Origin of the sequence: Rhizorhabdus sp. (genome assembly GCF_018006725.1) — a bacterium.
In the GTDB taxonomy this organism is placed as follows: Bacteria; Pseudomonadota; Alphaproteobacteria; order Sphingomonadales; family Sphingomonadaceae; genus Rhizorhabdus.
On sequence record NZ_JAGMXV010000281.1, the window covers coordinates 1 to 5,326 of the forward strand.

Sequence of the window (5,326 nt, forward strand, 5' to 3'; positions counted from 1 at the left end):
ACGTATATGAAGCCATCACCAACCAGATCGTATCTGCTATCGAAGCAGGCACAGGGCAGGTTCAATTACCTTGGCATCGAAAAGGCTCTGCAATCTGCCGCCCCGTCAATGTTGCATCCAAGAATGCGTATCGAGGCGTCAACACCGTCGCCCTCTGGGCCGCAGCCGACGCGCGAGGTTACGCGCAGGGCATTTGGGGAACCTACCGCCAGTGGCAGGAGCGCGACGCACAGGTTCGCAAAGGCGAAAAGTCTTCGCTCATCATCTTCTACAAGGAGTATGGTAGCGACGATTCAGCCAATGAAGGCAACTCAGCCGACGAGAATCCGCGCCGCTTTGTGGCCAAGGCGTCCTATGTTTTCAACGTCGCCCAAGTCGATGGATATGCGACACCGGAAGTTTCCGAACCTGTCGAGCACATCGACGCAATCGAAACCGCCGAACGGCTGATTGCATCCACGGAAGCCGACATTCGCATCGGTGGAGATTCTGCATATTTCGTTCCGGCGAGTGATTATATCGTCATGCCCGATAAGCATCGCTTCATCGGCACTGATACCAGTACCGCCACTCAAGGATGGTACTCTACTCTCCTGCACGAACTCACGCATTGGAGCGGTCACAAGACACGCCTCAATCGCGAGCTGAACGAACGCTTCGGAAGCGATGCCTACGCTATGGAGGAAATGATTGCCTTATCTGGACAGTCTGCGCCGTCCGCAACATTGCAGTAAGGTCGGCGATGGACGCCCACGGTAGGCAGTTATCAGGCTGGCCGTAGCGCTGACCCAAGAGCTGGCGGAGGCCAGCCTGATAACTGCCGGGCCATAGAGCGCATCGGTGTGAGGTCAGCTTCCGGGTGGGGGGTCCGGGGGGAGGGTTTCGCGCCGGTGTCGATCATTACTGTTTGCGAGCGCCGCGAGGCCAAGGGTCTCGATGCGCATGTGCCGCTGATCCTGCGCGGTGACGCGCTCTATGATCCCGATCTGGATCGCTTCTTTCTCGACCTGCCGCTGTCGGGGGTCCGCTCGCGGCACTCGCTTCGCGCCTACGCCTATGATGTTGCGGTCTGGCTCCGCTTTCTCGATGCCTGCGGCAAGACCGTGTGGGCTGCGACCCGCGACGATGTCGATGCCTATCATCGTGAGCGACGCCGCGACGAGGCCGATCACCGGATCACGGCGGCAAGCTGGAACCGGGCTGTCGCCAGCCTCGATCGCCTCTACCGCTGGGGCGAGCAGCAAGGGCTGATCGCCGACGCGCCGTTCAGCCGCCGCGCCGTGTGGCGACCGGCGCAAGGTGGCCGTCGTGGCATGATCGCGGCGCGCAACGACGCCTATGAACGTGTCGCCAGGCGGTCGGATGTGCGGTTCGTCACGATGGACGACTACCACATTTTCCGCGAGGTCGGCCTGCGCGGCCTCACCCCGGACGGCACCGAGCGCCCCGGCGCTCGCGATCGCAACGGGCTGCGCAACGCGCTGTTCGCCGACCTTCTCGTCACCACTGGCCTGCGTCTTGAAGAGGCGTCGGGCCTGCTCGCCGATGAGCTTGCGGCCATCGATCACGACCACGATCAGGCTCAGCAGCTTTGGCTGCGCCTGCCGCCGCCGCTCACCAAGGGCGACCGGGGACGCAGTGTGCTGGTCCCGCGTCGGCTGCTGCGTCAGATCGCCGCCTATGTCGCCGTCGAACGCGCCGCAGGCGTGACCAAGTTCGCCGCGCGCGACGGCGCGGCCAAGCTCGAACGACCGATCCCTGTCATCCGCGCCGGTCTCGACCGCATGCGCGATGTCTGCACCCCAGAGGAACGATGCCGCCTGATCCTGTGCGACGAGGATGGACCGCCCCACGAGCCGGCGGCGCTATGGCTGACCGAGGTAGGGCAGCCTGTTCGCCCCAACTCGTGGGAGGTGATCTTCACCCGTGCCTGCAAGCGGTGCGAGGAGAACGGTTTCCCGCTGTCGATCAGTCCCCACCAGCTTCGTCACACCTTCGCAGTCCATATGCTCGCCTTGCTGATCCAGCAGCGGCTGCGCGAAGCGGCATTGCCGGCGGGGCCGGTGGAGAGCTACCGGCTGATCCTGGGCGACCCGCTGCAACAGGTGCAACGTCTGCTCGGCCACGCGAGCCTCACCACCACCTATATCTACCTCGATCATATCGCGACGCGCGCCGATACAGTGGACGCGGCCGTCGAGGAGCTGCTCGCGCTGCTGCCGGGACCGCAGGACGCATGAGCGCGCATCCCCGCAAGGGCCGGCCTGTCGCTTTCGCGCCGATCACGCCGGAGTCCGTGCAGCCCGATCCTGTGCTCGGCCTCAAGTTCACGATCGAGGCACGGCATGGCGGAACGGTCCTGATCGATATGACTGGGCTCGCTCCTCGCCCACTCGCCATCGCCTTCACGGGCGCGCTACGTCGGTCAGCGGCGCTCGGCGGCCCCATCGGTGCGGCCAGCGTCATCAAGCAGTATGTAAATGCCTACCGCCTGTTCTTCGCCTGGCTTGGCGATGACGCGCTGAACGTGGCTGGCGTCAGCGACCTGCGCGCAGTCCATATCGATGGGTTCGCCTCCGCGCTCGAACAGCGCGGGATGGGCGCGATCCACCGGCACATAACGGTCGGCAAGATCATCAACACATTGCGCGCGATCGAGGCAGACCGGCCCGATCGGATCGCGTCCGACCTGCATGAGCGGCTGCGCTACACGCTGGCCACATCGGCGGGCCGCTCGACCCCGCGCGATGCTTATAGCCCCTTCGTCGCCCGCGCGTTGCGCGACGCCGCGAGGACCGATGTCGAAGCGATGTTCCGCCGTCTCGGCGCCGACGACCGGACCGATGAGGGCGACCCGGTCATCGCCAGCGCGCGCGCCGATGTCGAAGCGATCATCGCGCGGCAGGGCTTTATCGTCGCAGACCAGCCCGCGCTGAAGAGCCTCTATTTCATGCGCATGCGGCGCGCATTGCCGATCAGCACGCTCATCGACGACCTGCATGGCCGCCATCACCTGCTTGCGCGCGATCTGCCGGCGCTGCTCGTGTTGCTCACGCTCGATACCGGCCTCGAGCCCGAGTGCCTGAAGACGCTGACCGTGGATTGTCTCACCAACCCCCATGCCGGCACGGTGGAGCTGCGCTATCTCAAGCGCCGCGCTCGCGGCGCCGAGCATAAGAGCATGCGCGTCCGCGACGGCGGTGGTGGCACGCCTGGCGGTCTTATTCGTCGCCTGATCGAGGTCACGGCGACTGCCCGCACGCATCTAAACGACGATCGTATTTGGGTTTATCACAACGCTGGCGGCCTGCGGGCAGGTATCCGCCACCCGACGGAACGGATCGATGCCTGGGTGGCGCAGAACGATATTGTCGATGATGACGGCAAGCCGCTCCACCTGCTGCTCTCCCGGCTCCGCAAGACCCACAAGGCGCTATGGTACACCAAGACCGAGGGGCATATGGCCCGCTTCGCGGTCGGCCACTCGCGCGAGGTAGCGGCGCGCCACTATGCTGATCTGCCGTCGCTCCGGCCCCTGCACGAGACGGCCGTCGCCGACGCCTTCCGCGCAGCGGTCGCCGCCGCGATGCCGACCGTGCTTCCGCCCACCGCCGAGCAGGCGTTGCGCAAAGCGCCCGATCAGGCCGAGCCGCTGATGCCGCTGGCTACCGTGGGTCCGTTGCTCGACGGCGAACAGGATGTCTGGCTCGCCGCCTGCGCGGGCTTCCATAACAGTCCCTTCGCCGAGGCCGGTTCGCCCTGTGCGCAGCCCTTCTGGGGCTGCCTTGATTGCCCTAACGCCGTCATCACCGCGCGCAAGCTCCCCGCGATCCTGGCTTTCCTCGTCTTCGTCGAAGAGCAGCGGCTGAGCCTGCCCGCGACCGACTGGGCGGCCAAGTTCGGCCGCGTCCATGCCCGCATCACCGCCCAGGTCGTGCCGGCCTTCTCCGATGCCGTTATCGCCGATGCGCGCCGGCAGATGGAGAGCGAGCGGCTTTATCTGCCACCGGAGGCACGCGCATGACCATACCCGCCCATGCCCAAGAGCCTGCCTTCGACGATCGTCCCGTGCTGGCGAGCGCGCCGCTCAAGGAGGGCCACGCCCGCGAGGAGCTGTCTCGCGTCGGCGACCCGAGCTGGGATCTCGGTCTCGCCGTATTCCGCGAGAACGCCCGGCGCTGCCACGTCACCGTGCATTTCGACGTGCTCGAACATGCCGATGTGCAGGCGGCGATGCGCGTCTATCTCTACGCCCGTCTCAACGTCGATCTTCCCGGCTACCGCCCGAAGCTGCCGCCGGCGAGCATTCGCCAGGCATTCAACCGTGCCCGCCGGTTCTTCGCTTTCGCCCGTGAGCGGCTCGGACGGCTCGACGTTTCCCGTATCGATCAGGCATTGGTCGATGCCTATGCCCGGCACCTTCGTGCCGATCCGGCCCGGCGACCCGTCATCGTCGGCCACCTCCTCGAAGTGGTCCCCGATCTCTATCACTATCGTGACCACCTCGCTGGCGGAGGCCTTGCATTCGAGCCCTGGGCCGGACAGGCGCCCGCCCGCGTCGCGGGCTACCGGCATGTCCGGGAGAACCGCACGCCGCGGTTCCCGGAAGAGGTCATCGCCGCGCTGCTCGCATGGTCGTTGCGCTACGTCACCGTCTTCGCTGACGACATTCTCGCAGCCCGTCGCGAGCTTGATCGGCTCGAAGCGCGCCGGGATCGTCTCGTCGCCGCCGACTCCGGCCTCCCGGACGCTGATCGCCGGCAACGTCGCCGCACCCGCCTGAAGGCCTATTTCGGTCGCCGACGCCGCGAGGGGCGCGGCGCACCGATCTGGGGCACCGCTCATAACGGCAAGCTGCGCGTCGACCCCAACACCGGCGCCGTGACCCCACCGATCAACGCCCATCTCCTGCATCTCCATGCCGGGATCGACGTGCAGGCCGAGCCAGGCGCGCATCTCCTGCTGACCGGCGGTGAAGCGAGGTTGATCGACGCAGTGGCGGCCGAGCTGGGGGTAGAGGTCGGCGGCATGGACACGCCGATCTCGATCGATCCCGAGAGCGGTCGGCCATGGCGCGAGCGCTTCGACGCGAAGACACTCGCACACGAGGAACGGATGCTCCAGGCCGCCGCCTATATCGTGTGCGCCTACCTGACCGGCATGCGCGACTGCGAGGTGCAGGCGATGCGGCGCGGGTGTTTCTCTATCGCGCGCAGTGAGGACGGCCTGATCGAGCGGCATCGCATCCGATCGACCATCTACAAGCGCCGGGCGGCCGTGGGCGAGGCGGCGAGCTGGGTGACGATCGAGCCGGTCGCCGATGCGA

3 protein-coding genes and 1 pseudogene are annotated in these 5,326 nt (G+C 66.2%); all 4 read left to right on the forward strand.

Annotated elements, in window-relative coordinates:
- Window positions 1–734, forward strand: a 734-nt coding sequence (locus KAY22_RS23935) for an ArdC-like ssDNA-binding domain-containing protein (protein WP_296625648.1), incomplete at its 5' end; no start/stop codon positions are given.
- 156 nt (window positions 735–890) lie between these two features.
- Complete coding sequence (locus KAY22_RS23940; RefSeq protein ID WP_296625649.1) at window positions 891–2,240, forward strand: site-specific integrase; 1,350 nt, start codon at window positions 891–893, stop codon at window positions 2,238–2,240.
- Window positions 2,237–4,024 (forward strand): hypothetical protein, encoded by a 1,788-nt coding sequence (locus tag KAY22_RS23945; RefSeq protein ID WP_296625650.1) that lies wholly within the window; start codon window positions 2,237–2,239, stop codon window positions 4,022–4,024. Before KAY22_RS23940 ends, KAY22_RS23945 begins: the two co-directional genes overlap by 4 nt.
- Window positions 4,021–5,326 (forward strand): annotated as a pseudogene (locus tag KAY22_RS23950) (integrase); the annotation flags it as partial. The gene KAY22_RS23945 and the pseudogene KAY22_RS23950, both read left to right, overlap by 4 nt.

What these genes read in the sequence shown, in the direction of transcription:
- KAY22_RS23945 (WP_296625650.1), top strand. Translation starts at nt 2,237, where the DNA reads ATGAGCGCGCATCCCCGCAAGGGCCGGCCTGTCGCTTTCGCGCCGATC.